Genomic DNA, 25,557 nt, shown 5'->3' with positions numbered 1-25,557 from the left:
CAGTGGGCTCGGTCGGCGGACCAGTTGCGCTCAGTGCGCTTCGGCGATGTGCTGCGTACCGATGCGCTTGCGGAACACCCAGTACGTCCAGCCCTGGTAGAGCAGGACGACCGGGGTGGCGATCCCCGCACACCAGGTCATGATCTTCAGCGTGTACGGGGTGGACGAGGCGTTGGTGACCGTGAGATTCCAGGCGTCGTTCAGCGAGGACGGCATGACGTTCGGGAAGAGCGTCAGGAAGAGCATGGCCACGGCGGCCGCGACGGTCACACCGGAGAACGCGAACGCCCAGCCCTCGCGTCCCGCAGCGATCGCGCCGATCGCGGCGACCAGTGCCACCGCGGCGATGCCCATCGCCAGCAGGCTCCAGCCGTCGCCGTTGTCGCGCTGGGTCCAGATCATGAAGCCGAGGGCGAGCACCGCGGTGACGGGCCCCAGCTTCAGCGCCAGCTTGCGCGACCGCTCCCGGATGTCCCCGACCGTCTTGAGTCCCGCGAACACGGCACCGTGGAAGGTGAAGAGGGTGAGCGTGACCAGTCCACCGAGGATGGCGTACGGGTTGAGCAGGTCCCAGAAGTTGCCCACGTACTCCATGTCGGCGTTGATCTTCACGCCGCGCACGATGTTCCCGAACGCCACACCCCAGAGGAACGCCGGGATCAGCGAGGTCCAGAAGATCGCGTGTTCCCAGTTGGTCTGCCACTTGTCCTCGGGCCGCTTCGCCCGGTACTCGAAGGCGACGCCGCGCACGATCAGACAGACCAGGATGATCAGCAGCGGCAGGTAGAAGCCGGAGAACAGGGTGGCGTACCACTCGGGGAAGGCGGCGAAGGTCGCACCGCCCGCGCTGAGCAGCCACACCTCGTTGCCGTCCCAGACGGGGCCGATCGTATTGATCAGAACCCGCCGCTCCTTGCGGTCGCGGGCCAGCAGCTTGGTCAGGACACCGATTCCGAAGTCGAATCCCTCCAGGAAGAAGTAGCCGGTCCAGAGGACGGCGATGAGCACGAACCAGACGTCGTGGAGTTCCATCTCTCAGCTCCTCTGCTCTCAGTAGGAGAAGGCCATCGGCCGGTCGGCGTCGTCATGGTCGTCGCCGCCGATCTTGGTGGGCGGGTTGAGGTCGGCCTCCGTCAGCTCCGGCGGCCCGGCCTTGATGTACTTCACGAGCAGCTTGACCTCGATCACCGCGAGCGCGGCGTAGAGCAGGGTGAAGCCGATCATCGAGGTGAGCACCTCGGCCTGCGAGACGCCGGGGGAGACCGCGTCGCGGGTCTGGAACACTCCGTAGACGACCCAGGGCTGACGGCCCATCTCGGTGAAGATCCAGCCCCATGAGTTGGCGATCAGCGGGAAGAGCAGCGTCCAGAGCGCGACGATCCAGTAGCACTTGGCGAGCTTGGGGCTGAGGGCCTTGTTCTTGAAGAGGACCAGGTGAGGCACTTCGTCCTCGCCGGTCCGCATCCCCGGCGGCAGCATGAACTTCTTCCGCGTCAGCCACAGTCCGAGGAGGCCGAGGGCGAAGGACGCCATCCCGAAGCCGATCATCCAGCGGAAGCTCCAGAAAGCAACCGGGATGTTGGGCCGGTAGTCGCCGGGACCGAACTTCTCCTGCTCGGCCTTGTTGATGTCGTTGATGCCGGGGACGTGCGAGGTGAAGTTGTCGTCCGCGAGGAAGGACAGTATCCCGGGGATGGAGATCTCCACGGTGTTGTGGCCCTTGGCCACGTCGCCGACCGCGAAGATCGAGAAGGGTGCCGCGTCCTGCCCCTCCCAGAGCGCCTCGGCGGCGGCCATCTTCATCGGCTGCTGCTTGAACATGACCTTGCCCAGCTGGTCACCGCTGATTGCGGTGAGGAGCCCGGCGATCACCACGGTGACCAGACCGAGCCGCAGCGAGGTCCGCATCACCGGGATGTGCTTCTTGCGTGCCAGGTGGAAGGCGGCGATACCGACCATGAACGCGCCTCCGACCAGGAAGGCGGCGGTGATGGTGTGGAAGAACTGGGCGAGCGCGGTGTTCTGGGTGAGCACATGCCAGAAGTCGGTCAGCTCGGCCCGGCCGCGTTCCTTGTTGATCCGGTAACCCACCGGATGCTGCATCCAGGAGTTGGCCGCCAGGATGAAGTACGCGGACAGGATGGTCCCGAGGGAGACCATCCAGATGCAGGCGAGATGGATCTTCTTCGGGAGCTTGTCCCAGCCGAAGATCCACAGTCCGATGAAGGTGGACTCGAAGAAGAAGGCGATCAGCGCCTCGAACGCGAGCGGGGCACCGAAGATGTCACCGACGAACCGCGAGTAGTCGGACCAGTTCATGCCGAACTGGAACTCCTGGACGATGCCGGTGACGACGCCCATGGCGATGTTGATCAGGAAAAGCTTGCCCCAGAACTTCGTCGCTCTGAGGTACTTCTCCTTGTTCGTACGCACCCACGCGGTCTGCAGGCCGGCGGTGAGCGCGGCGAGAGAGATCGTCAAGGGGACGAACAGGAAGTGGTAGACGGTGGTGATACCGAACTGCCATCGCGCCAGGGTTTCCGGCGCCAGAGCTAGCTCCACGTCGTCTTCTCCTTACGTCACCGTAGTCGCACCGGCAATTTGCCCTTTAAATCCGACTAATCACGGGATGAAACAGGACAGGCTTGTGAACGCGTTCACATTCACAAGCAATTATGGCGCACGGACTTTCGGGACGTTCGGGCGGGGTACCCCTCTTGGGATGTTCCGATCAATCCCCCCGAAGCAGACATCCCCGGACCGCCGCGGTCCGGACTCCGCCCACGGCCTCGAACGCGAAGGCCCCGCACCTCGCGAACGAGGTACGGGGCCCGGAGCCTCACATGCGCGCAGGTCGCCGCGCGCCGCTCTACAGGTCCTTGCGGTACGACTCCGTCACCTTCAGGAACAGATCGTTCGCCTCGTCCTCCCCGATCGAGACCCGCACGCCCTCGCCCGCGAACGGCCTGACCACCACGCCGGCCCGCTCGCACACCGCGGCGAAGTCGGCGGTACGGTCCCCGAGCCGCAGCCAGACGAAGTTCGCCTGGGACTCCGGCACCGTCCAGCCCTGCTCCGCCAGCGTCCGCTGCACCCGGTCGCGCTCGCACACCAGGGAGCCGACCCGCCCCAGGAGTTCGTCCTCGGCGCGCAGCGAGGCCACCGCCGCGTCCTGCGCGAGCTGGCTGACCCCGAAGGGCACCGCCGTCTTGCGCAGGGCCGCCGCCACCGGCTCATGGGCCACGGCGAAGCCGACCCGCAGACCGGCCAGGCCGTAGGCCTTGGAGAACGTCCGCAGCACCGCCACATTGGGCCGGTCCCGGTAGATCTCGATGCCGTCCGGCACCTCGACGTCGCGGATGAACTCCTTGTACGCCTCGTCGAGCACCACCAGGACATCGCTCGGCACCCGGTCCAGGAACCGCTCCAGCTCGGCCCGGCGCACCACCGTGCCGGTCGGGTTGTTCGGATTGCAGACGAAGATCATCCGGGTGCGGTCCGTGATCGCGTCCGCCATCGCGTCGAGGTCGTGCACCTCACCGTCGGTCAGCGGAACCTTCACCGAGGTCGCACCGCTGACCTGCGTGATGATCGGGTACGCCTCAAAGGAGCGCCAGGCGTAGATGACCTCGTCGCCCGGCCCCGAAGTGGCCTGGAGCAGCTGCTGCGCCACACCGACCGAGCCGGTTCCGGTGGCGAGATGGGAGACGGGCACACCGAAACGGTCGGCCAGCTCGTTCATCAGACCGGTGCAGGCCATGTCCGGGTAGCGGTTGAAGTTCGCGGCCGCGGCGAGGGCAGACTCCATCACGCCGGGCAGCGGCGGATACGGGTTCTCGTTGGAGGACAGCTTGAACGCAACCGGTCCGTCGGCAGCAGCCGGCTTGCCCGGCACATAGGCGGGGACGCCGTCCAGCTCGGCGCGCAGCTTGGGGCTCGTCTCGCTCACCGCAGGTCCTCCTCGACCGTCTGTACACATCAATACTGCTCACCTTATGAGGATTGGGCGCTGCTGCGAATGGTCGAAGCGTCCAATCGTCCGGTGCGACCGGGAATCGGGGGGAGCGCTTCTCTCCTTGACGCGCGCCGGTGGCTCACGCCGTGGCGCGCGTCCCCCGAAGAGGTGAGATGAGACCTCTTCGAGACATCGGCCGTTTAGTAGGCCCAGCGGGTTCGATGCATGACACATAACGGTGGATCCAGCCAACGCTCTTGCTTTGCAAGGCATTTGACACCTAATGATCATGCAAAAACGTGCCTGCCAATGAGTGAATATGCAGCCGGGCCAACCGCCTGTCCGAGCCCTACTATCGGCTCGCCATGACAGCAGCAGGGAAGCACCAGGTGAGCCGGACGGAGACACCCCGGCGCGGCGGCCGGCAGGGACGAGCGGGAATCCGGGACGTGGCCGCCGCCGCCGGCGTCTCCATCACGACCGTCTCCGACGCGCTCAACGGCAAGGGCAGGCTCCCGGACGCCACCCGCCGCCATGTCCGTGAGGTCGCTGAGCGCCTGGGCTACCGCCCTTCCGCCGCGGCCCGAACCCTCCGTACCGGCAAGTCCGGCCTCATCGGCCTGACCGTGACGACGTACGGGGACGAACCCTTCACCTTCACGGAGTTCGCCTACTTCGCAGAGATGGCCAGAGCGGCCACCTCCGCCGCGCTCGCCCGCGGCTACGCCCTCGTCATCCTGCCCGCCACCTCACGCCACGACGTCTGGTCGAACGTCGCTCTCGACGGCACCGTCGTGATCGACCCCTCCGACCAGGATCCGGTCGTCACGGAACTCGTACGCCAGGGTCTGCCCGTCGTCTCGGACGGCCGGCCGGCCGGAACGCTCCCGGTCACCGCGTGGGTCGACAACGACCACCGGGCCGCCGTGCTCGACCTCCTCGACCATCTCGCCGCCGCCGGGGCCCGCCGCATCGGCCTGCTCACCGGCACCACCACCGACACGTACACCCGGCTCTCCACCACCGCCTACCTCCACTGGTGCGAGCGCGTGGGCCAGGATCCGGTGTACGAGTCCTATCCCGCCCACGACCCGTGCGCGGGCGCGGTCGCCGCCGACCGGCTGCTGGCCCGCCCCGACCGGCCCGACGCCGTCTACGGGCTCTTCGACCCCAACGGCACCGATCTCCTGGCGGCCGCCCGCAGATACGGCCTGCGCGTCCCCGAGGACCTCCTGCTGGTCTGCTGCAGCGAGTCCACGGTGTACGCGACGACCGAGCCCCCCATCACCACCCTGTCGCTCAAGCCGCGCAGAATCGGCACGGCGGTCGTCCAACTGCTGATCGACGCCATCGAAGGCGTCGATCACGACGGACCGGTGGAGCAGGTGATACCGACGGAGCTCATCGTCCGGACGTCCTCGCAACGCCGTCCACCCCGCACCACGGTCAGCGCGCCCCGCTCCCCCGCAGGGGACTGATCAGGCGATTTCAGACCAATCGGCCGGTGAACCTGACGTGCGCCCGGATTCACCACCCCTGGTGCGTCACAGAGCACGATTCGCATTCCTATGATGGGCGCACGACACCGCGGACCACCCCGACCAGCAGGGCCCGTCAGGTGTACGGCGGCGCGACGGTGGTGGAGGGGTCGATGACACAGGGGGCCGGTCAGGAACCCGTGGTGCGGACTGCGACGTTGCGTGACTTCCGCGTACCGCCCTATGCGCAGACCCCGGTGCCGCCTTCATCGCCGCACCCGGGCAACGCGGTCCCGGAAGACGGACTGCCTGAGGGGTACACCCCCACCGAGCGCGATCTCCCCGTGATCAACCGCGGTGACACCGTCCAGGTGCGGGCCGTCCCCGACCCCCGGCCCGTTCCGGAGCCGGGGCTCGGACCGCTGTACGTCGTCGGCGATGTCCACGGCTATCTGGACGAGCTCCACACCGCCCTCGCCGAACAGGGCCTCATCGACGCCGAGGGCAACTGGTCCGCGGGCAATGCCCGGCTCTGGTTCCTCGGCGACTTCACCGACCGCGGCCCCGACGGCATCGGCGTCATCGACCTGGTGATGCGTCTCTCCGCCGAGGCAGCGGCCGCCGGCGGCTACTGCAAGGCCCTGATGGGCAATCACGAACTGCTGCTCATCGGCGCCAAGCGGTTCGGCGACACCCCGGTGAACTCCGGCGCGGGCACCGCCACCTTCCAGGCCGCCTGGCTGCTCAACGGCGGCCAGAAGAACGACATGGAGCGGCTTCAGGATGTCCACCTCCAGTGGATGTCCCGGCTCGACGCGATCGTCGAGGAGGACGGGCATCTGCTGATGCACTCCGACACGACGGCGTACCTCGACTACGGCACCAACATCGAGGACGTCAACGACACCGTGCACGCCATTCTCACGCGTAACGACGCCGACGAGTGCTGGGACCTGTTCCGGAAGCTCACCAAGCGGTTCGCCTTCCGCGACGAGGCGGGCCCGCAGGCCGTCCGGGAGCTGATGTCGGCCTACGGCGGACAGCGCATCGTCCATGGTCACAGCCCCATTCCGTACCTTCTCGGCGAGGTCGGCTCGGAGGACGGAGAGGACGGTTCCGGCCCCGTGGTCGAAGGGCCGCACGTCTACGCGGACGGCCTCGCCATCGCCATGGACGGCGGAGTGACCATGGCCGGAAAGCTACTGGTCGTCCAACTGCCCCTGCATGACTGACGTTCTTCCGGGAAGACGCTTCCACGACCTGACCGCGCCGATCACTGGGCCTATTTCCGGAAACCCCCTGTCACCCCGTGCCGTGGGCGCTCTACCATCGGCGTATCAGTAGCAGGCTCTCCTCCGTTTCCGCCCAACTGCCCGGTACGAGCGGGTACTCAGGCCCAACGGAGCATCGGGGGATGCACATGAAAAGCGCTCCGCACCTGCTGACCGAGGACCGCCCCGAGTACGAGCGGATCCTCGACGACGCACTGCGCCACGCACATGAACGACCGGATCTGGCCGCGGTCGGCGAGCGGCTCAATGCCGTCCAGCTGCGCACCATGGCGCTGGACGCCACGGCGCTGATCACCGCCACGGCCGCCACCGAGTACGAGCACTATGTGAAGGCCCGGCAAGAGCTGCGTGGACCGGCCGAAGAAGCGGGCGAGGATTCGGGCGTCGGTCCCGGAACGGGCCGTCAGAACCGGTCGGGCGCCGGCATAGGGGCTGTCATAACGGTCCTGGCGCCCGTACTCGCCGGCACCGCCGCGTTCATATTCCTGCTGGCCGGCTATCTGCTGAAACTGCTCAGCCCGCCGCCGTCCTTCGCCTCCACCATGGTCACCGCGGGCTGGTTCTTCGCGGCGGTGATGGCCGCCGCGATCCTCGCCGCCGCCGTCGGACTGCTCATCACCGCGCTGCGCAACGGCTCGGCGTCGCAGCCCTCCGAGGACGCCGAGGACGAGCTGCCGGAGGATGTGGCACGCGCCCGGGAGGCATGGCGCCACGCACTGCTGGAACGCGGCATCCTGCCGTTCCTCAGGGACGCGCTCGCCGACCCCGAGGCCGGCCGCGCATCGCGCACACCGCATCGCTCGGCGAACCGCATCCCGAAGATCGGCTACAGCAGCCCGGACTTCACGAGCCCGGACGAGGGCCCGGCGGCAGGCCCACGCCCGACGTTCACCAGTCCGGACTTCACCAGCCCCGACTTCGGCGGGCCTGAGCACGAACCGGACTGACCGGGTCCGTTCGTATCGACGACGGCCGGTAAGTCCTCTGCCGCAGAGCGCTCCTGACGATCAGTCGACTCCCACGCGCCGCCCCGTTCGCCGCCACCGCTCCCCGGTCCCGTCGCGCCCCCGGAGAGCGGCGGACGGGTGGTGAAGGTCCGCGAGAAGACCTTCACCACCCCCGGCGCCGTGCGACGGGCTCAGTCCGCGATCGGCAGATAGACGCGGTTGCCCGCCGCCGCGAATTCTCTGGACTTCTCCGCCATGCCCGCCTCGATCTCCGCCTGGGAGCCGCCGTGTTCACGACGGATGTCCTGGGAGATCTTCATCGAGCAGAACTTCGGGCCGCACATCGAGCAGAAGTGCGCCGTCTTCGCAGGCTCGGCCGGCAGCGTCTCGTCATGGAACTCCCTTGCCGTGACCGGGTCGAGAGCCAGGTTGAACTGGTCCTCCCAGCGGAATTCGAAGCGGGCGTCGGAGAGCGCGTCGTCCCAGTCCTGCGCCCCCGGATGCCCCTTGGCGAGGTCCGCCGCATGGGCCGCGATCTTGTACGTGATGACGCCGGTCTTCACATCGTCCCGGTTGGGCAGGCCCAGGTGCTCCTTGGGCGTGACGTAGCAGAGCATCGCCGTGCCCCACCAGGCGATCATCGCCGCACCGATGCCCGAGGTGATGTGGTCGTACGCCGGAGCGACATCGGTGGTCAACGGGCCGAGCGTGTAGAACGGCGCCTCCTCGCAGATCTCCTGCTGCAGGTCGATGTTCTCCTTGATCTTGTGCATCGGGACATGGCCCGGCCCCTCGATCATGGTCTGCACACCGAACCGCTTGGCGATCGTGTTCAGCTCACCGAGCGTGCGCAGTTCGGCGAACTGGGCCTCGTCGTTGGCATCGGCGATCGACCCGGGGCGCAGCCCGTCGCCCAGCGAGTACGTCACGTCGTACGTGGCGAGGATCTCGCAGAGCTCCTCGAAGTGCTCGTACAGGAACGACTCCTTGTGGTGCGCGAGGCACCACGCCGCCATGATCGAGCCGCCGCGGGAGACGATGCCGGTCTTGCGGCGGGCGGTCAGCGGAACGTACGGCAGGCGCACACCGGCGTGGACCGTCATGTAGTCCACGCCCTGCTCGGCCTGCTCGATGACGGTGTCCTTGTAGATCTCCCAGGTCAGCTCCTCAGCCTTGCCGTCGACCTTTTCGAGGGCCTGGTAGAGGGGAACGGTGCCGATCGGCACGGGGGAGTTGCGCAGAACCCACTCACGGGTGGTGTGAATGTTGCGTCCGGTGGAAAGGTCCATGACCGTGTCGGCGCCCCAGCGCGTCGCCCATGTCATCTTCTCCACCTCCTCCTCGATGGAGGACGTCACCGCGGAGTTGCCGATGTTCGCATTGACCTTCACCAGGAACCGCTTGCCGATGATCATCGGCTCGGTCTCGGGATGGTTGACGTTGGCCGGCAGCACGGCCCGGCCCGCGGCGATCTCCTCGCGCACCACCTCGGGTTCGACGTCCTCCCGGATCGCCACGTACTCCATCTCCGGAGTGATCTCGCCCCGGCGGGCGTACGCGAGCTGGGTGACCGGCCGGCCGTCCCGGCTGCGGCGGGGCAGCCGCGGGCGGCCGGGGAAGACGGCGTCGAGGTTGCGCAGCCCACCACGCGGTGAGGTGTGCTTGAGCCCGTCGTCCTCGGGGCGGGCCGGGCGGCCCGGGTACTCCTCGGTGTCGCCGCGCGCGATGATCCAGTTCTCCCGCAGCGGTGCGAGACCGCGACGGACATCGGTCTCGGTGGTGGGATCGGTGTACGGCCCCGACGTGTCGTACAGCGTCACGTCCTTGCCGTTGGTGAGGTGCACCTGACGGACCGGCACCCGGAGGTCCGGGCGTGAGCCCTGGACGTACCCCTTGTGCCAGCCGATGGACTTCCCGGCCTCGTCGCTCTGGTTCGAGGCAGGCGTGCGTGTGTCCGATGTGGTCATGAGACCTACTCCCTACGCCGGCATTACCCGGTAACAGGTTCGGCGGTCGGCGCAGCCTGTCCCGTACAGATGTACGGATATCAGCGCCCTCTCAGCCCGGTGCTCCGAGCTCCCGCGTGTGCAAAGGTCCCCCCACGCTAGCGCCCTGTCCGGCGGAATGAACAGAGGGCCCTTTTCCTCTTGCGATGATCGGCCGGTGACGTCCCCCCAGAACGACTCCGACCCGCAGGGCCATCAGCACGGCCATTCCCACGGCCACGGCCCCGCAGCTCCCGTCTCCAAACATCTGCGCAAGGTCATCGCCGCCGTACTGATCCCGTTCGCCACCGCGGTCGTCGTCGGCCTGGTGGCGCTCTGGCCGGGAAGTGCGCCCCCGCACGAGCGGACCGGTGTCGGATTCGACCGGCAGACCCAGCAGGCCAAGGTGGTGAGGATCGACAAGGTGGACTGCAAGGAAGTGAACGCCGCCCAGATGCCCACCAGTGGCGACCCCACGACGCCGCCGGGGAACGGGGCGGGGTTGTGCGAGAAAGCCACCGTCGAAGTGACGACCGGTCACGACAAGGGCCGGACGTTCCTCGAGATCGTCCAGCCCGACGCACCGCGTCAGTTGCGCGAGGGACAGGGCGTGGTCGTGGCGTACGCCCCGGACGCCCCCCATGATCTGCAGTACTCGGTGACGGATGTGAACCGGAAGTTCCCGATGACACTGCTCGCCGGAATCTTCGCCCTGGTGGTGGTCGCGGTGGGCAGGATGCGCGGCGTGATGGCACTGGTCGCGCTCGCCGTGTCGTTCGCCGTGCTGACGCTGTTCATCCTCCCGGCCGTCCTCCAGGGCTCGAATCCACTGCTCGTCGCAGTGATCGGGGCCAGTGCGATCATGCTGATCGCGCTCTACATGTGCCACGGCCTGACCGCCCGCACCTCGGTCGCCGTCATCGGCACCCTGATCTCCCTGCTGCTGATCGGGCTGCTCGGATCACTCTTCATCGGCTGGGCCGGCCTGACCGGCAACACCGATGACAGCACCGGCCTCATCCACGGCCTGTACCCGCACATCGACATGAGCGGCCTGCTGCTGGCCGGTGTGATCATCGGCTCGCTCGGGGTGCTCGACGATGTGACAGTCACCCAGACATCTGCGGTCTGGGAACTGCACCAGGCGAACCCGACGATGGGTGCGCGGGGTCTCTACCGGGCAGGGATCAGGATCGGGCGTGATCACATCGCCTCGGTCGTCAATACGCTGGTGCTGGCCTACGCGGGCGCCGCGCTGCCGCTGCTGCTGCTGTTCTCGATCGCCCGGAGCAGCGTGGGGACGGTGGCCAACAGCGAACTGGTGGCGGAGGAGATCGTACGAACGCTGGTCGGCTCGATCGGGCTGGTCGCCTCGGTGCCGGTGACGACCTTGCTCGCCGCGCTGGTCGTCTCCGCGGACCGCACGGGGCTCGGCGCGGAAGCCGTAGCTCCAGCACCCGTACGGACCGGGAAGGGCCGCCGTCGAAGGGCGAGGGCTTGAACGCCCCCACACGGAGAGCGATTCACCCATTCGGCGGGTGTCGTGTTCGACCGGCGGGCCGACCTGCGGCGCCGCGCTCTTCAGCCGGCGTTCTGTTCCTCCGTGAGGATCCGGCCCAGGGCCTCTTCCAGATTGCCCTCGAAGTCACCCAACGTGCACTCCTGCCCGAGCGGCACGAGCTTGTCGGTGCGGTCGAGAAAGGCCACGAGCGGCGCCGTACCGGCCCTGAAGAGGGCGCGATCCGCGCCCACCTGGAGACGGATGTGTACGTCGGACAGCCCCTCGGGCTCCGTGGGCCCGATGTGTACATCGCCGTCCCCGCTGGGGCTGTTGAGGCCGTCGAGCAGCAGCTCACGGCCGAATGCCCAGGTGACGGGGGCGTCGCCGGGCAGATGGAAGGTCATCCGGATCGCATATGGATCGCAGACTTCGTATCGGAGCTCCACCGGGATCCTAAAAGAGAGCTCCTCGGAGACGAGGAAGCTCATCATGACCTCAGCTTGAACCGACTCGCGCATCGTTCAACCCCGCAGTAGATGAATCTGGCCAGGAATGATCCCCCGTGGCCCTATTGACGCCATCGTGGTGCACGCGATAGCAGATCACAAGGAGTGATTTTTCAGATACTGATAGAGAACACGAACGAGCGCAAGAGGCTGGACACTTCGCAACGTAGTTGTTCGACTGCGGGGAGCAACCGGTCTTCCTGCTCCAGGGGTACGGAAATAGCCATCGCCGCGGCAGTGAAACCGGCGGCGATCGGGATGGCCGCACAGACCGTCCCCAGGGCGTACTCCTGTCGTTCGATGACAGGTTCCATTCGCTCCAACGACCGCAATCGCTCGAGAAGCGCCGCGCGGTCCCGCACCGAATAGCGGGTCAGCGGACGTACCGGGTGCCGGTCCAGATGATCCTCGCGGGCCCTCTCGTCGAGCCGGCTCAGCAGACACTGGCCGATCGCATGGGCGTGGCCGGTCTCCCGGAAGGATGCCCACTCGTCGACCGCGGGTGTGGCGGGGTCGTCGGCGACTGCGACGAGTTCGATCTCGCCCTCGCGGTAGACGGCGCAGTACACCGGTGCGCCGATGGTGTCGCGCCAGCGACTCAGCGACTCCGCCATCCGGCTGCGACGATTCCGCAGCGTTCCACGGCCGACCAGGCGCTCCGCGGCGGCACCGAAGAGGAAGACGCCGCTCTCCCGGCGCAGATAGCCCTCATGGGTCAGGGTGCGCAGCAGGTGGTAGGCGGTGGGAAGGGGAAGACCCGCTTCCCTGGCAAGCTGCTTCGCGGGCGCCCCGTCTCGATGGGCGCCCACAGCTTCCAGCAGCCTCAGCGCTCGCTGTACCGAACCGATCAGCGTCGGGACAGCAGTGCTCGATGCCGTGGTCAACGGTCACCCCCAGGCATGGTGACGGACAGTCAGCCCGCCTGTGGGGGCCGCCCCCACGAACCGCCGCGTGTCTGGGGTCCGGAGGCCGAACGCCGTACAAACCACTGGTCAGAGTGGTGACAGACAGTCAATTCCCAGGTGGCGGCAGCGGTTTTCCACCATATCGGCCGTATCCGCCAGGAGTGTCGTTTCGTCTTGTACTTAGCTCAGCTGGGCTAATCCTCCGCCCGGTTTCCGATCTTCCTACCAGTCGCTGCGCGAGGAGGAGGACGACATGAACTTGCGTACGACGAAGACGAGTCCTCCGACCAGGATCACGAAGACCAGAACCTTGAAGAGCAGACCGATCACGAACCCGACCACGCTGGCGATCAGACCGCCGAACACGACGATCGCGATGACCGGCACCGCGATCCACTTCACCCACCAGGGCATCCCAGCGAATATCTCCCGCACCGCCATCGTCCTTACCTCGTCTCTGTGAGTTCCTGCTTTCGATGCTAGAGGCGCGGAGGGGGCCGGCGGGGGTTCCGCAGCCCTTGAAGTCCCCTGATCGACCCCCTAGGGATCCCCGAGACCGGAGTCCGGCCCTCCGTAGGAGCGGGCTCAGCTCTCCGGCGGGGAGAAGACCACCATGACCCGCAGGTCCTCGGTGATGTGGTGGAACTTGTGGGCCACACCGGCGGGCACGTACACCACGCTTCCTCTGCCCACCTGCGTGGTTTCCATGCCGACCGTGATCGAGGCGCGGCCGCTGACGACGAAGTAGACCTCGTCCTCCTTGTGCGGCTGCTGCGTGTCCAGCTCACCGGCGTCCAGCGCGTACAGGCCGACGGACATGTTCCGTTCCTTCACGAACTGCAGGTACGCACCGTTGTTGGCGGCCCGCTCCGCTTCCAGTTCGTCCAGTCTGAATGCCTTCATGGCCCGTCCGCCCCTTGCCTCTGCTCTGCCGGTGTCAGCCACCGATCGTGTCTGCCACGATCAGACACATGAAGAATTTCGTAGTCAAGACGATCGCCAACGCAGGTGCGCTGGCCGTGGCCATCTGGTTGCTCCAGGACATCACGCTGAACGGCGGCGGCACCGGGCGCAAGGCGCTCACGCTGATCCTGGTCGCCCTGCTCTTCGGCCTGGTGAACTTCGTGGTCAAGCCGATAGTGAAACTGCTCACCTTCCCGCTCTTCATCCTCACGCTGGGCCTGATCACCCTGGTGGTCAACGCGCTCATGCTGCTGCTGACCTCCTGGCTGGCCGGTCTGTTCGATCTCAGCTTCCATGTCCATGGCTTCTGGACCGCCGTACTCGGCGGCCTGATCATCTCGATCGTGTCGTGGGCGCTGAACGTGGTCCTGCCCGACGAGGACTGACCCGACACCTACTGAGACAGTGCAGGTCGGACCGGTGGTACACCGGGGGAGAAGCGAGGAGCGGTATGAGCACCATGGGTGACGGGACCCGGGCGGTACGGGCCGGGCTGCCCGAGCCGGAGCAGTTCGAGCCCACCCTGCCCGGGCCGGTCTTCGCCGCACATTTCCACCTCTCCGGTGAACCGGTCGGCCCGTACACCTACGGTCGGGACACCAATCCGACCTGGACCCATCTGGAACGCGCCATCGGCGAGCTGGAGGCGCCGGGGGAGCAGGTCGAGACCATCGTCTTCGCCTCCGGAATGGCGGCGATCTCGGCGGTTCTGCTGTCCCAGGCGCGCACGGGCGATGTGGTCGTGCTCCCCGACGACGGATACCAGGCGCTGCCGCTGGTGCGTGAGCAGCTGGAGGCGTACGGCGTCGAGGTGCGGACCGCGCCGACCGGCGGCGATGCCCAGCTGGCGGTTCTGGAGGGTGCCAGGCTGCTGTGGATCGAGACCCCGTCCAACCCGGGGCTCGATGTCTGCGACGTGCGCCGGCTCGTCGGGGCCGCTCACGCGGCCGGCACCCTGGTGGCCGTCGACAACACTCTCGCCACGCCTCTCGGCCAGCGCCCGCTGGAACTGGGGGCCGACTTCTCGGTGGCCAGTGACACGAAGGGCATGACCGGGCACGGCGACATCCTGCTCGGCCATGTGACCTGCCGCGATCCCGAGCTGGCAGCGGGCGTGCGGCGCTGGCGCAAGGTCGTCGGCGCGATTCCCGGACCGATGGAGGCCTGGCTCGCACACCGTTCGCTGGCCACTCTGGAGCTGCGGCTCGACCGGCAGTGCGCCACCGCCCTGGCCCTGGCCGAGGCACTGGGCAGGCGCGAGGAGGTGACCGGGGTTCGGTATCCCGGCCTGCCCACCGATCCTTCGTATCCGAACGCCGTACGGCAGATGCGGCGCTTCGGCTCCGTGGTGTCGTTCGTGCTGCCCGACCGCGAGCGGGCCGAGCGCTTCCTCACCGAGCTGCGGCTGGTCGACGACGCGACGAGCTTCGGCGGCGTGCGCTCCACCGCCGAGCGGCGGGCACGCTGGGGCGGTGACGCCGTACCGGAGGGCTTCATCCGTTTCTCGGTCGGCGCCGAGAGCCCGGAGGATCTGGTGGCCGATGTCGAACGGGCACTGGACGCCGCGCTGCGCAAGAGCTGAGCCGGCCAGTGGTACGGACGGTCCGAGCCTCCCCCCTCGCGGCTCGGACCGTCCCGGTTCCGAGTGTGAAGAACCGTCCGAACAAGGCTAATTGACTCTCTGTCAGAGTCCAATCACGCTAGCGACAGCGACCTATCGACATATTTATAGTTGTACGGGTCGAAGCATCGCGAGCGTGGGAGGCGGCAGGACATGGACCTGGCCCTGCTGCGTACATTCGTCACGGTGCACCGGGCCGGCTCCTTCACCCGGGCTGCTGCCCTGCTCGGCCTCTCTCAGCCCGCGGTGACCTCGCAGATCCGAACCCTGGAACGGCAGCTGGGTCGTCCGCTCTTCCTGCGCAGGGCCCGTGGTGTGACCCCGACGACCATTGGAGACGAACTCGCGCACCGGGCGGCGCCCCATCTGGACGCGCTGGTCGAGATCGCCGAGGCTGGACTCGACGAGGAGTCGGGCGTCCGGACACTGCATCTGGCCGGGCCGCCCGAGTTCACGTCGATGCGGGCCCTGCCCGCGCTCACCCCTCTCATCGCCCAGGGCCTGGCTGTGCGCAGTTCGTTCTTCGCAGGCGCCGAGAAGGCGCTGGAGGGACTGGCCGCCGGGCATCACGATCTGGCCCTTGCGACGGCCCGCCCGCGCGGTGGACTGCTCACCGCGACCCCGCTCTGCGACGAAGAGCACGTCCTGATCGCCGCGCCGCGCTGGGCCGGGCGCCTGGGACCCGGGGCCTTGCGGCACAGAGGGCCCGCGGTGCTGGACGAGCTTCCGGTCGTGGAGGTCCACGAGAGCCTGCCGCTCGTCTCGCGCTACTGGGCCGCCGTCTTCGACCGCCGGCCCGCCGTTGCGGGCACGGTCATCGCACCGGATCTCCGGGCGGTCCTGGAGTGCGCGGTGGCGGGTGCCGGGCTCGCCGTGCTGCCGCGCTATCTGTGCGAGGCCGCACTGGAAAGGGGCGAGGTGGTAGCACTTCTCGACCCTCCCGTACCTCCCCTGCGCACCTATTTCCTGGCCGTGCGGACCGGCACCCTCGCGCTGCCGCACATCGCGCGGGCGCACGAGTGGCTGCTTCGCGCCGCCGCCGACTGGTGAGCGCAGGACGACCCGGCACCGCTCCGGTGTTTCAGAACCGGTTCGGTGGGCCACGCTCTTGCCATGACCGAACGTCCTGTGGTCAAGCGCACCGCACGCGCCATCCTGCTCGACGGCGACGACCTCGTCCTCATCAAGCGCACCAAGCCCGGGGTGGATCCGTACTGGCTCACACCGGGCGGCGGGGTCGAGCCCGAGGACGCGACCGTCGTCGACGCCCTGCACCGCGAGCTGGACGAGGAACTGGGCGCCAAGATCACCGATGTGGTCCCCTGCTTCGTCGACACCGTGGAGCACATCGAGGGCGGCGGGGTGAAGGGCGTCAAGGTCCAGCATTTCTTCGTCTGCCGACTGGAGTCGATGGACCTGTCCCGGCGCCACGGGCCCGAGATCGACGACCCCTGTGGGGAGTACGACGTCGTCCGGGTGCCGTTCAGCCGGATGGGGATCGCTGCAGTCCATCTCGTACCGCTGTCGCTGCGGCACTACCTGGACGGCAACATCGAGGGCGTACGGGCGATGCACGCACCCGACCTGGGCTGACCCTGCCGCTTCCGGGGGCAGGGCCCAGCCGTCGCCGCTCCCGCGGGGCAGGGCCTCCCCCACGGCGGGATGGTGCGTGGGCAGCGTGCTGTACTTGCGGTGTCCCCGCCCCAGTCCGCCGAGGTACTCGGCCGGCTCACGGGGGTCGTCCAGCCGGTCGGCCGCGGTGAGGATCGCGCGGAAGAGACGATCACGCTGAACATCCATGGCGACCGGGAACAGATCACGCAGGTCGGGGTGCCGGATGAAGCGCAGGGCGTAGAAGTACGAGGTCGCTCGGTCTGCGACCGGCGAGATCTCGGTCAGGGTGCGGTGGATCAGAATCGCGTCGGAAGATCTTCCCGCTCCGCCTTCGGTCCACCCGGTGGCCGGAGCATCCAAACTGCGCCTCGCCTGGAACGTCTCCTGGTCGCCTTGTACACCCGCACGGCTGCGGCCCCCGTCCGCGGACGCAGTCGGGTCCCGGTTGCGGTCGCCGGCCGGTCCCTGCTCGCGGTTCCCTGCCCCAGCATGCCCTGCCGTGAACGCAGGCCGGACAGACAGCGGGAAGCTTGAGTATCCGAACCGGCTTTCCCATGACGCTCCATTGCCCCATGTCCGAGCCATGAATCCACGACGGTCGTCCGCCTTCCGCGTTCGCGCGGGACCGCGTACCGGCCGGCCCACCGATAAAGCCGCCGCGGGGTGCTTCCCCCTGGGTCCGGCCCACAAAGCCGCTGGGGCGCGCCCGTCGTACGCCGAGGCTAGTACGTGCGATTACTCCCGCTGTCAGACGCTCGACTTCCTCGTTCCCGGCACCGTGTTTCACGTGAAACCACTCAACCGCTCCGCCCGCCGCGGCCTCCTCGTCGCGCATGTTTCGATATCCGTGAGCTGGCTGGGACTGACCGTCGGCCTGCTGGCGCTCGGAATCACAGCCTTCCTCACCGACGACCCCGCGACCGCACAGGCGACCACCCGCTCCATGAAGGTTTTCGGAGACTGGCTGCTCGTACCCGTCGCCCTTCTCTCCCTGTCCAGCGGACTCGTGCTGGCGCTCGGCACGCCCTGGGGGCTGGCCAGACACCGGTGGGTCTGGACGAAGTTCTGGCTCACCCTGATCACCACAGCGCTGTCGATCTTCTCGTTGCGCCCCGGCATCAACGAGGCGGCGCTCCGCGGCTCCCTCGACATCGACTTGGTGGTCGCTCCGTCGGTGGCGACGGCGACGTATCTGTTCATCACCGCGATATCGGTACTGAAGCCCTGGGGACCGACCCGGCGCGGCCGACGGCTGCGAGTCTCGGTCGGTAAAAGGGTGGACGAGCGATCGCCGCGTCGGACAGCCTGACCCTCATGTTCTCCCCGCTGCCCCGTCCGCTCACCGATCTGCCTGTCCGGCGCCTCACCCTGGGCGACCTGGTCGCCTGCGCCGACCTCTGCGAGGACCGCGGCTGGCCACGCGATGAGCACAGATGGGGGCTGCTCCTTGCCGCGGGAACGGGCTATGGCGTGGACGACCCCGGGGGCAAGGGTCTGATGGCAGCCTGCGTGGTGACCTCCTACGGTCCGAGCCTGGCTGCCATCGGCATGCTGCTCGTCGCCGAGCGGCATGCGCGACAGGGAGTCGCCCGGCGTCTGATGCGTCATGTCATGGCCGAGGCCGACGGGACGCCCCTCAGCCTGTACGCGACCTCCGCGGGACGACCACTCTATGAGCAGCTCGGTTTCGCGGTAGTGGGCCGCGTCGAGCGGGTCACCGGGTTCTTCCGGCCGACCGGTGAGAGAGCGTCCGCCGTGACCGTTCGTCCGGCCGCGGCAGAGGACCTGCGATCCATCGTCCGACTGGACTCGGACGTCTTCGGCTCCGACCGGACACACGTCCTTGCCCGGCTGCCCGCGTACGCCGACCACATCCGGGTCGCGGAGGACGAAGGAAGACTCACCGGTTACGCAGCGGCCTGGCCGAGCGACCGTACGCACGTGGTCGGCCCGCTGATCGCGTCCGACACCGCCACGGCTCAGGCACTCATCACCTCGCTCGCGGAAGCGACCGATCTGCCCTTGCGCGCGGATATCGACGCGCGCCATACGCGGCTGCTCGATTGGTTCGGGCAATGCGGTCTACGGACCGGTTCCGAAACCACGGTGATGACGTACGGGACCCCCGACCTGCCGGGCGACTGGACCCGTCGCTACGCTCCGCTGACCGTGGCGACGGGCTGACTCACTCAGACCTCCCCAGGCGGTGAGGGCGTCAGTCGAGAGCCTTCACGGCAGCCGTCACGAAGCCGCAGCCGGAATAGCAATTGCGTGCACGGGTTACTTACATACGCTGGCTATTGCGGTAGTCGCCTACCCTGGATGCAAGCGGCTCCACGACGGAGGAGAGACCATGACAGCGACGGACCCCGCACTGACCGCCCTCTCCCAGGGCTGGTGCGCCCTCTCCTTGCTCCACGGGAAGATCGAGGCCCGTATCGAGCGGGCGTTGCAGAGCGGGCACGGACTCAGCGTCCGGGAGTACTCCCTGCTCGATGTCCTCAGCAGGCAGCACAGCGGTCCGGGTGGCCATCTCCAGATGAAGCAGGTCGCGGACGCCGTCGTGCTCAGCCAGAGCGCCACCACACGCCTGGTCACCCGCCTCGAGGACCGTGGGCTGCTGACCCGATATCTCTGTGACACCGATCGCCGCGGCATCTACACCGATGTCACCGAGGCCGGACTCACGCTGCTCTCCGAGGCCAGGCCGACCAATGACACAGCGCTGCGCGCCGCACTCGACGAAGCCGCCAAGAACCCCGAACTGGCCCCGCTCATCAGGGCGGTCGAAGAGCTGAAAGTCCCTGTCAAGGCCGCGTGAATCGCCGCGCAGCCGCGGTCACCGCACGGTCTCGACGATCTCCCGCGCCACCGTCATGAACTGCGTACTCTGCCGATCATGAACGATCTGGAAATACGCCCTGCGACACTCACCGACATCGCCGCGATCGTGGCCATGCTCGCCGACGATCCACTGGGTGCACAGCGTGAGTCGCCGGACGACCTCAGCCCGTACCGCGTCGCGTTCCAGCGCCTGGCGGATGACCCGAACCAGCACCTGGTCGTGGCCGTGCGTGAGGGCCGCGTCGTCGGGACCCTGCAGCTGACAGTGATTCCCGGGCTCTCGCGGCGCGGCGCGACCCGCTCGCTCATCGAGGGCGTTCGCGTCCACGCCGACGAGCGCGGCAGCGGCCTCGGTAGCCTGCTGATCGAATGGGCCGTTGACGAATCCCGGCGCCAGGACTGCCAGTTGGTCCAGTTGACGTCCGATGCGACCCGGGTCGATGCCCATCGTTTCTACGAGCGGCTGGGGTTCACCGCCAGCCATGTGGGCTTCAAGCTCGCGCTCTGACCGAGACCCGGAACCGGAGAGGATGTCTGTGCACCACATCAGCGACGAACAGCGCAGGATCAGGCTCGGGCGGCGACACCTCCTGACCCCGTCGGTACGGGCCGTGTCCCCGGTGTCCGTGGCCGACGCGATCATCGCTCTGCACGCCACGGATGCCGCCACGGTCTTCCTCTCCACATGTGCCCGGATGTCCGAGGCAAGCGTCGCCTCGGTCGAGCAGGCTCTCTACGAGGACGTCTCCCTGGTCCGGCAACTCTCCATGCGCAACACCCTCTTCGTCGTACCGCAGGAACTCGCCCCCTGCGTCGACGCGTCGAACGCCCGGGCCGTGGCCGCCAAGGAACGCCGTACCCTTCTCAAGCACCTGGCAGATGACGGCAATGGACTGGACGAGCGCTGGCTCGCCGACACCGAACTCAAGGTGCTTTCCGCCCTGATGGCCAACGGTCCCGCCACCGGCAGCGAACTCTCCGCCTCCGTCGCCGCTCTGCAAACCAAGATCACGGTCTTTCCCGGCAAGAAGCAGCAGACGGTGCAGGGCGTCGCCTCCCGTGTCCTCCGGGTCCTGGCAGCCGAGGGCCGCATCCGGCGGGACCGGCCACGCGGTTCCTGGACGTCCAGCCAGTTCCGCTGGACCACGTCCGAGCCCTGGCGCTTCGAGGACACGGCACAGGCGCAGACCGAGCTGACCCGGCGCTGGCTCCGGTCGTACGGGCCGGCGACCGAGGCCGATCTCAAGTGGTGGACGGGCTGGGGGCTGGGCACGGCCCGCAAGGCCCTGGCAGCCGTCGAAGCAGAGGAGGTCCGGCTCGACAACGGTTCCGTGGGACGGGTCCTGCCGGAGGACCTGGAACCTGAACCGACCCCTGAGCCCTGGGCCGCGCTGCTTCCGGCTCTGGACCCCAGCGCGATGGGCTGGGCCGATCGTGACTTCCATCTCCCGCCCGAACACCGACAAGCACTTTTCGACCGGTCCGGCAATGTCGGCCCGACCGTGTGGTGGAACGGCGAGATCGTGGGCGGCTGGGCACAGCGTGCCGATGGCGAGCCGGTCTGGCGACTGCTCTCCGGCGTCGGCCGGGATGCCACCACCGCGATCGAGGCGGAAGCGTCCCGGCTGTCGCAGTGGGTGGGTCGGGCGCGGATCACTCCGCGCTTCCGAACCCCACTGGAACGGGAGCTGACGGCCTGAGGCGGCCGCCCTCTGCCGTTTCACGTGAAACGCGGCACTCAGGCCCGAAGGCCCCGCCAACCGCCCTCGTCCACACCACCGGGAACGGCCGCAGCAGGGTCGTACGGCTCCCGCGTGAAGACGAACGAACCCAGATCAAGATGGTTCACGCTGCCGTCGCCGTTTCGGACAATGCGCAACGTCTCCCCCGCGTAATAGCCATCGAGACCGGTCCAGGTGCCGTCGGGTTGTGCCGTGAACCGGGCGCCGCGGCCACTGCCGCGCAGGGGCTGAAGCTCCAGCCCGCCGTTTGCAGTCAGTCTCAGGATGTTCGCGCGCGTGCCCCAGTACCAGGGACCGGTCAACGCGAGCAGCTCGGTGTCCACCTCGGGCAGTGGTCGCCAGGGCTCCGGGATACGGGGCTCGGCCTCGGCGACGATCTTCACGAGATCGGCGGCCACGTCACCGATCATCAGCCCCGACGTGGTGTTGGTGAGGACAACAGCCGTCACATCGTCCTCGACGCTGATCCACAGGGCGGCCAGGAAGCCGGGCAGCGAACCCGTGTGCCCGAAGAGGCCGCGGCCATCGTTCCGTGCACACTGCACGCCCAGGCCGTACGCGGAATCCCAGGAACCGGGCTCGGTCGGCGCGGACGGTTCGCGCATCTGCTCCACGGAGGCCGCGCAGAGCACTCGGTCATCCCCCTCCGTCAGAAAGGCCGCGAAGCGGAGGAGGTCGCCCGTGGTGGACCAGAGCTGGCCGGCCGGAGCCATCAGCCCGAGATCCTCGGCCGGTTCGGGCAGCATGGCATCGGCCCAGGGGTGCACGGCCCAGCCGCCCGCGTGCGGTGCTTGCGGCTCGGGGCTCGTACGGTTCATGCCCAGCGGTTCGAGGATCTCGCGCCGCAATACCTCCGCCCAGCTCTCCCCGCGCACCTTTTCGATCAGCGCGCCCAGCAGTGTGTAGCCAGGGTTCGAGTAGTGATGGAGGCGGCCCGGGACGTGCGTCCTCGGCTGCTCACCGAGTACATCGGCAAGCTCGGGCCGCAAGGTGCCCGGTGTCCTCTCCCACCAGGGCGCGGGTGACTCGGCAGCCAGTCCCGCGCTGTGACCCAGGAGTTGGTGGACAGTGACTCCACCGACGCCCGTACCGGGCAGATGCTTCTCCAGCGGGTCGTCCAGGTCCACAAGACCCTCGTCCCGCAGGCGCAGGACCAGCACTGCCGTGAACGTCTTGGTGATCGAGCCGATCCTGAACTGCGTGTCGGCGTCGGGTGCGTGGCCGTCCACGCAGCTGCGGGAGCCGCTCCAGACGGTCTGCCCCTGCCTCTGTACCGCGGCGACGAGTGAAGGCGCCCGGCCTTCCGACTGTGCGGTGGCGATGCGGTGCAGCAGGGCGCGCTGCGTACCGGGGAGCAACTGTTCAGATGGGGAGGTCATCCTCAACAACTACCCGGAGAGCCCGAGCCGTGGCGAACACATTTCACATCCCCGGGCCGCTCGGCGCCTGCGATCAGGACGCGAACACGAGGCCCAGCGGCGGCCGAGCCCGTGCAGGTTCTCAGGTCCTCTGTCCTGGCGATGTTGTGACCTCCGGCTATGGTCGACGGCCCGGTTCGCTTCGGTGTCGATGCGCTCCGTCAGAACCAGAACCTTCCGCAGTGCCCACCCGAGGGGCCGGGGCTGAACGACTTCCAGCGCCGCCGGGCCGACGCCCTCGCCGAACTGGGTTACGTGGCGCTGCCTTCGACCTCCACGGCGGGCGCTGGTTCACCGACCCACAGGAGATGCTGGCGCGCGTGACCCCCCTGCTAGCCGTGCGGCCGGATGCGGGGCATCGGCCACGCGGCACTCGACGTGCTGCGCGCCGAACCGCGGACCGACCGCGACCGGATCGCCGGTATCGGCTACGGCACCGGGGGCGCGATCGTGCTGGAACTCGGGCGCGACGGCGTCGACCTGCGGGCGATCGGGACGGTCAACGCAACTGCCGCGGGCCGACCGGGCGAGGCGGCGCGCATCCGTTGCCCCGTGTGGGCCGGAGTCGGATCGAAGGACCCGATCATGCCCGCCGAGCAACGGGACGCCTTCGCCGCCGAGATGCAGGCCGCGGGCGTCGACTGGCGCCTCGTGGTCTACGGCGGAGCCCTGCACGCCTTCCACCACCCGCCGGGCGACCAGACCGTGCTCCCCGGCGTCGGCTACCACCCGCAGCACGCACAGCGAGCCTGGCGCGACGTCGTCGACCTGCTCGCCGAGTGCCTGCCCATGACGGAGTGAGCCGGAGCCCCTCCGCTGCCGTCGTCATGAACGACAGCGGAGAACATGACATGGAGCGTGACAAGCGTGACAACCCACAGCCCGCGTAGGAACTCGCGGCTCATGTCCCAGGGAGCAGCCCGTGGCCGGTGGGATTTCAGGTGGCCCCACACCGTGGCCAGATGCTCTTGTCCCAGGACGGGTGCTTCTTCTCGCGTCCCGTCAGAAGTCACGATGGCCGGGCTTGTGATTCTCCGACGGGCCGTGTCCCGGAGCTCCTCAGTGATCGTGTGCTGGGCCGGCCCCGTACGTTCGATCGGCGCCGGCCCAGCAGCTTTGATGGCTGCGGTGATCAGACGGCGACGGCGGCGAGATCGCCGGGCTCGTAGGCGCCGCCCTGGTTGTTGAGGATCACGCCGAGCCGGTTGGTTGCGTTGATCATGGCGATCAGGGAGACCAGAGCGATGACCTGGTCGTCGTCGTAGTGCTTGCGCACCCTGTCCCAGGTCTCGTCGGAAACACCCTCGTAGCCGTCGATGATGCGGGTGCCCTCCTCGGTGAGGGCAAGCGCGGCCCGCTCGGCCTCGGTGAACACGGTGGAGTGGCGCCAGGCGGCGACCAGGTTCAACCGGGCCGAGGTCTCACCGGCGGCAGCAGCGTCCTTGGTGTGGATGTCGACGCAGAATCCGCAGCCGTTGATCTGGCTGGCGCGCAACTGCACCAACTCCTGGGTCGGCTTGGGCAGCGGCGACTCCTGGATCACCTGGCTGACGGCGAAGATCCGCTTGCCGATCTTGGTGCCGATCTCGCGAGCGAACAGGTTCATACGGGGTTCCATCACATCGTCCTCGCTTGTGAAGTCGTGTGCCGCGCGGATCGTCCGCGCAACGTCCTGACGCTCACGAGGCGCCAGTCGCCGCGGTCATGTGACACCCCGGAGATGTGATGAAGGCCACCGAGCTTCCGTGTCACAGGAGAAGCGAGGGCGGCGTCTTGTGCGCGACACGGATGAAAGACGCAACGGGCAGGAGCCGACCATGGACGAGCGCACCGAGCGAGCGACTGGCGTGACCGGACACGGCCCGCGCGCCGGGGGGACGGACTCCGCCACCGAGGCGTTCGTCGCCCACCGCAACCTGTTGTTCACCGTTGCCTACGAAATGCTCGGCTCCGCCGCCGACGCCGAGGACATCCTTCAGGAGACCTGGCTGCGCTGGGCGGAGGTCGACCACGCCACGGTGCGGGAACCGCGTGCCTTCCTGGTCCGCATCACCACGCGCCAGGCACTGACCCGTCTGCGCACGCTGCGCCGGCGCAAGGAGTCCTACGTCGGCCCCTGGCTGCCCGAACCCCTGCTGACCGCGCCCGATGTCGCCGAGGACATCGAGCTGGCCGACAGCGTCTCCATCGCGATGCTCCTGATACTGGAGACACTCGCGCCGACAGAGCGGGCCGTGTTCGTGCTGCGCGACGTCTTCGATCTCGGGTACGACGAGATCGCGCAGGCCGTCGACAAGACCCCCGCCGCCGTCCGGCAGATCGCCCACCGCGCACGGGCCCACGTCACAGCACGCCGGCCACGCGAGGTCGTATCCCCGGCCCAGACACGCAGCGCTCTCGCCGCCTTCCAACAGGCCGTCGAAACAGGCGATCTGCAGCGCCTGCTCGACATGATCGCCCCGGACGTCGTACTGCTGACCGACGGCGGCGGAGTCGTACGGGCCGCACTGGAGCCCGTCGTGGGCGCCCAAGCGGTGGCCGACGTGCTCAGCAGGCTCACGCCCGCAACCTTGCAGTCGGCACAGATCAACGGTCGGCCGGCCCTGATCCTGCGCACGGGCGACCGGATCGACACCGTCCTGGCGGTACGCCTCGAGAACGGCCTCATCAGCGGGCTCTACGCCGTCCGCAACCCCGAGAAGCTGTCACGCATCGACCGGGAAACCGCGGTGGGCCGATGATCCGGGCACGGCCCATACAGCCAAGATATCGGCGCCGCATCCCTC

The 25,557-nt window shown here is 68.1% G+C and carries 24 protein-coding genes, 1 pseudogene and 1 riboswitch; of the genes and pseudogenes, 15 read left to right on the top strand and 10 right to left on the bottom strand.

What is annotated here, in order from left to right:
• Positions 1 to 30: 30 nt before the first annotated feature.
• From cydB to hisC, 3 genes are all read right to left on the bottom strand, one after another.
• Positions 31 to 1,032 carry a cytochrome d ubiquinol oxidase subunit II gene (gene cydB, locus ACIQCZ_RS18320; RefSeq protein WP_402283359.1) on the bottom strand — a complete coding sequence of 334 codons (1,002 nt, stop codon included), beginning with the start codon at positions 1,030 to 1,032 and terminating at the stop codon, positions 31 to 33.
• An 18-nt stretch (positions 1,033 to 1,050) separates the two neighbouring features.
• Positions 1,051 to 2,562, bottom strand: coding sequence for a cytochrome ubiquinol oxidase subunit I (locus ACIQCZ_RS18315; RefSeq protein WP_402283358.1), 1,512 nt, complete (start codon positions 2,560 to 2,562; stop codon positions 1,051 to 1,053).
• A 307-nt stretch (positions 2,563 to 2,869) separates the two neighbouring features.
• The gene (gene hisC / locus ACIQCZ_RS18310) at positions 2,870 to 3,949 is read right to left on the bottom strand and encodes a histidinol-phosphate transaminase (RefSeq protein WP_376274506.1); all 1,080 of its coding nucleotides are present in this window, start codon (positions 3,947 to 3,949) and stop codon (positions 2,870 to 2,872) included.
• 371 nt (positions 3,950 to 4,320) lie between these two features.
• Here hisC and ACIQCZ_RS18305 point away from each other — a divergent pair, with 371 nt between their 5' ends.
• The 3 genes from ACIQCZ_RS18305 to ACIQCZ_RS18295 all read left to right on the top strand — a co-directional run bounded on the left by ACIQCZ_RS18305 (position 4,321) and on the right by ACIQCZ_RS18295 (position 7,672).
• On the top strand, positions 4,321 to 5,433 hold the full coding sequence (locus tag ACIQCZ_RS18305) for a LacI family DNA-binding transcriptional regulator (RefSeq protein ID WP_351076280.1): 1,113 nt from the start codon (positions 4,321 to 4,323) through the stop codon (positions 5,431 to 5,433).
• A 173-nt stretch (positions 5,434 to 5,606) separates the two neighbouring features.
• On the top strand, positions 5,607 to 6,665 hold the full coding sequence (locus ACIQCZ_RS18300; protein ID WP_402283357.1) for a metallophosphoesterase: 1,059 nt from the start codon (positions 5,607 to 5,609) through the stop codon (positions 6,663 to 6,665).
• A 182-nt stretch (positions 6,666 to 6,847) separates the two neighbouring features.
• Complete coding sequence (locus ACIQCZ_RS18295) at positions 6,848 to 7,672, top strand: hypothetical protein (protein ID WP_402283356.1); 825 nt, start codon at positions 6,848 to 6,850, stop codon at positions 7,670 to 7,672.
• A 191-nt stretch (positions 7,673 to 7,863) separates the two neighbouring features.
• Here ACIQCZ_RS18295 and thiC read toward each other — a convergent pair whose 3' ends face one another.
• Entirely contained in the window at positions 7,864 to 9,639 is a 1,776-nt protein-coding gene (gene thiC, locus ACIQCZ_RS18290; RefSeq protein ID WP_402283355.1) for a phosphomethylpyrimidine synthase ThiC, read from the bottom strand.
• Positions 9,632 to 9,765: riboswitch (TPP riboswitch) on the bottom strand. (Overlaps the previous gene by 8 nt.)
• A 70-nt stretch (positions 9,766 to 9,835) precedes the next feature.
• Here thiC and ACIQCZ_RS18285 point away from each other — a divergent pair.
• Positions 9,836 to 11,158 carry a YibE/F family protein gene (locus tag ACIQCZ_RS18285; RefSeq protein WP_402283354.1) on the top strand — a complete coding sequence of 441 codons (1,323 nt, stop codon included), beginning with the start codon at positions 9,836 to 9,838 and terminating at the stop codon, positions 11,156 to 11,158.
• Between the two features lie 80 nt (positions 11,159 to 11,238).
• Here ACIQCZ_RS18285 and ACIQCZ_RS18280 read toward each other — a convergent pair whose 3' ends face one another.
• The 4 genes from ACIQCZ_RS18280 to ACIQCZ_RS18265 form a co-directional block, all read right to left on the bottom strand.
• The gene (locus ACIQCZ_RS18280; RefSeq protein ID WP_376275169.1) at positions 11,239 to 11,676 is read right to left on the bottom strand and encodes an SsgA family sporulation/cell division regulator; all 438 of its coding nucleotides are present in this window, start codon (positions 11,674 to 11,676) and stop codon (positions 11,239 to 11,241) included.
• A gap of 101 nt (positions 11,677 to 11,777) precedes the next feature.
• On the bottom strand, positions 11,778 to 12,548 hold the full coding sequence (locus ACIQCZ_RS18275; protein ID WP_402283352.1) for an IclR family transcriptional regulator: 771 nt from the start codon (positions 12,546 to 12,548) through the stop codon (positions 11,778 to 11,780).
• A gap of 243 nt (positions 12,549 to 12,791) precedes the next feature.
• Entirely contained in the window at positions 12,792 to 13,004 is a 213-nt protein-coding gene (locus ACIQCZ_RS18270) for a DUF5326 family protein (protein ID WP_093895169.1), read from the bottom strand.
• Between the two features lie 150 nt (positions 13,005 to 13,154).
• The gene (locus ACIQCZ_RS18265; protein WP_351076305.1) at positions 13,155 to 13,472 is read right to left on the bottom strand and encodes a cupin domain-containing protein; all 318 of its coding nucleotides are present in this window, start codon (positions 13,470 to 13,472) and stop codon (positions 13,155 to 13,157) included.
• Between the two features lie 68 nt (positions 13,473 to 13,540).
• Here ACIQCZ_RS18265 and ACIQCZ_RS18260 point away from each other — a divergent pair, with 68 nt between their 5' ends.
• The 9 genes from ACIQCZ_RS18260 (at position 13,541) to ACIQCZ_RS18220 (ending at position 21,311) form a co-directional block, all read left to right on the top strand.
• Positions 13,541 to 13,918, top strand: coding sequence for a phage holin family protein (locus ACIQCZ_RS18260; RefSeq protein ID WP_351076307.1), 378 nt, complete (start codon positions 13,541 to 13,543; stop codon positions 13,916 to 13,918).
• Between the two features lie 65 nt (positions 13,919 to 13,983).
• Entirely contained in the window at positions 13,984 to 15,114 is a 1,131-nt protein-coding gene (locus tag ACIQCZ_RS18255) for a cystathionine gamma-lyase (RefSeq protein WP_402283350.1), read from the top strand.
• A 192-nt stretch (positions 15,115 to 15,306) separates the two neighbouring features.
• Positions 15,307 to 16,203: a LysR family transcriptional regulator gene (locus ACIQCZ_RS18250; RefSeq protein ID WP_402283349.1), complete on the top strand. Its 897-nt coding sequence runs from the start codon at positions 15,307 to 15,309 to the stop codon at positions 16,201 to 16,203.
• A gap of 63 nt (positions 16,204 to 16,266) precedes the next feature.
• Complete coding sequence (locus tag ACIQCZ_RS18245) at positions 16,267 to 16,746, top strand: NUDIX hydrolase (RefSeq protein WP_351076314.1); 480 nt, start codon at positions 16,267 to 16,269, stop codon at positions 16,744 to 16,746.
• 808 nt (positions 16,747 to 17,554) lie between these two features.
• A complete protein-coding gene (locus ACIQCZ_RS18240; protein ID WP_402283348.1) occupies positions 17,555 to 18,076 on the top strand; it encodes a DUF2269 domain-containing protein in 522 nt (173 codons plus the stop codon).
• A gap of 5 nt (positions 18,077 to 18,081) precedes the next feature.
• Positions 18,082 to 18,951, top strand: coding sequence for a GNAT family N-acetyltransferase (locus ACIQCZ_RS18235; protein ID WP_402283346.1), 870 nt, complete (start codon positions 18,082 to 18,084; stop codon positions 18,949 to 18,951).
• A 169-nt stretch (positions 18,952 to 19,120) separates the two neighbouring features.
• Complete coding sequence (locus ACIQCZ_RS18230; RefSeq protein ID WP_376208315.1) at positions 19,121 to 19,588, top strand: MarR family winged helix-turn-helix transcriptional regulator; 468 nt, start codon at positions 19,121 to 19,123, stop codon at positions 19,586 to 19,588.
• A 78-nt stretch (positions 19,589 to 19,666) separates the two neighbouring features.
• On the top strand, positions 19,667 to 20,119 hold the full coding sequence (locus tag ACIQCZ_RS18225; RefSeq protein ID WP_402283345.1) for a GNAT family N-acetyltransferase: 453 nt from the start codon (positions 19,667 to 19,669) through the stop codon (positions 20,117 to 20,119).
• 28 nt (positions 20,120 to 20,147) lie between these two features.
• The gene (locus ACIQCZ_RS18220; protein ID WP_402283557.1) at positions 20,148 to 21,311 is read left to right on the top strand and encodes a winged helix DNA-binding domain-containing protein; all 1,164 of its coding nucleotides are present in this window, start codon (positions 20,148 to 20,150) and stop codon (positions 21,309 to 21,311) included.
• Positions 21,312 to 21,349: 38 nt separating this feature from the next.
• On the opposite strand, the gene ACIQCZ_RS18215 is transcribed toward ACIQCZ_RS18220, so the two are convergent.
• Positions 21,350 to 22,732, bottom strand: a complete 1,383-nt coding sequence (locus ACIQCZ_RS18215) for a serine hydrolase domain-containing protein (RefSeq protein WP_402283344.1) — start codon at positions 22,730 to 22,732, stop codon at positions 21,350 to 21,352.
• 228 nt (positions 22,733 to 22,960) lie between these two features.
• On the opposite strand from ACIQCZ_RS18215, the pseudogene ACIQCZ_RS18210 reads away from it, so the two are divergent.
• Positions 22,961 to 23,572: pseudogene (locus ACIQCZ_RS18210) on the top strand (dienelactone hydrolase family protein); the annotation flags it as partial.
• 331 nt (positions 23,573 to 23,903) lie between these two features.
• Here ACIQCZ_RS18210 and ACIQCZ_RS18205 read toward each other — a convergent pair.
• Positions 23,904 to 24,389 carry a carboxymuconolactone decarboxylase family protein gene (locus ACIQCZ_RS18205; RefSeq protein ID WP_402283342.1) on the bottom strand — a complete coding sequence of 162 codons (486 nt, stop codon included), beginning with the start codon at positions 24,387 to 24,389 and terminating at the stop codon, positions 23,904 to 23,906.
• A 199-nt stretch (positions 24,390 to 24,588) separates the two neighbouring features.
• Between ACIQCZ_RS18205 and ACIQCZ_RS18200 the strand changes: the two genes are divergently transcribed.
• Positions 24,589 to 25,512 carry an RNA polymerase sigma-70 factor gene (locus tag ACIQCZ_RS18200; RefSeq protein ID WP_402283340.1) on the top strand — a complete coding sequence of 308 codons (924 nt, stop codon included), beginning with the start codon at positions 24,589 to 24,591 and terminating at the stop codon, positions 25,510 to 25,512.
• Positions 25,513 to 25,557: the final 45 nt, after the last annotated feature.

Source organism: Streptomyces sp. NPDC093149 (assembly GCF_044754145.1).
Classification (GTDB): Bacteria; Actinomycetota; Actinomycetes; order Streptomycetales; family Streptomycetaceae; genus Streptomyces.
This window is presented reverse-complemented; position numbering and strand designations above follow the sequence as displayed.